Raw genomic sequence first — 928 nt, forward strand, 5'->3', positions numbered from 1 at the left:
GTGACGGATATCGACAGTTCTCGCATGCTATTGCGCGTTGAGCAAGGTAAAGGGAAGAAAGACAGAATGGCAATGTTATCGCCAATGCTGTTGAGTACACTTCGCCAATGGTACAAACATGCCAAAGCGCATCACCTAATGCTACCGGGAGGGTGGTTGTTCCCAGGGCAGAATCCGTTAAACCCTATTGGCACCCGCCAACTCAGTCGGGCCTGCCAATCTGCGTGTCTGGATGCAGGACTGAATAAAAAAGTCTCCATGCACACCTTACGGCACAGTTTCGCCACGCACTTACTGGAAGATAAAGTCGATATTCGTATCATTCAAACGCTGTTGGGGCATAGTAAACTGGAAACCACTGCGCTGTATGCACAAGTCGCCAGTAAACTCTTGCGTGAGGTGGTGAGTCCGTTAGATACACTGGCATTGTGAGCGTGACGTTATGTCGAGTTGTTCACGGCCACCGCTTGAGGTGGCGGATGTGTTTCGTCTGTCTGGTACGCAGTATAAAAGCGCTCAGCATAGGCATTTAAGCTTAGCGCAACTGAAAGTGATGTCAGCCATTGAGCGTTGTCGAAGTGCCCAATTAGGTGCTCATCACCTGCACTGCGAACACTGTCATACCGATGCCATCGCATATAACTCCTGCCGTAATCGTCACTGTCCGAAGTGCCAGGGGTCAAGCGCCAAACGCTGGTTTGCAGCCAGAGAGCAGCAGTTGTTACCCGTAGAGTACTACCATGTGGTGTTTACCTTACCTGGTGAGGTAGCACAACTGGCCTTTTACAACAAAGCACAGATGTATCAGCTGTTGTTTAAAGCCGCATCACAAACGCTACTGACCATTGCCGGTGATACGCGACATTTAGGCGCTGAGGTTGGCACCACTATGGTGTTGCATACGTGGGGCTCCTCGATGATGCATCAT

At 50.4% G+C, this 928-nt stretch carries 2 protein-coding genes; both read left to right on the forward strand.

Annotated elements, in window-relative coordinates; genetic code table 11:
* Positions 1-432 (forward strand): tyrosine-type recombinase/integrase (locus C6Y40_RS15085; protein WP_146129585.1); only part of this gene is annotated, 432 nt, incomplete at its 5' end.
* Positions 433-442: 10 nt separating this feature from the next.
* Positions 443-928 (forward strand): IS91 family transposase (locus C6Y40_RS15090; RefSeq protein WP_170308511.1); only part of this gene is annotated, 486 nt, incomplete at its 3' end.

It is taken from the genome of Marisediminitalea alba (genome assembly GCF_002993365.1).
In the GTDB taxonomy this organism is placed as follows: domain Bacteria; phylum Pseudomonadota; class Gammaproteobacteria; order Enterobacterales; family Alteromonadaceae; genus Alteromonas; species Alteromonas alba.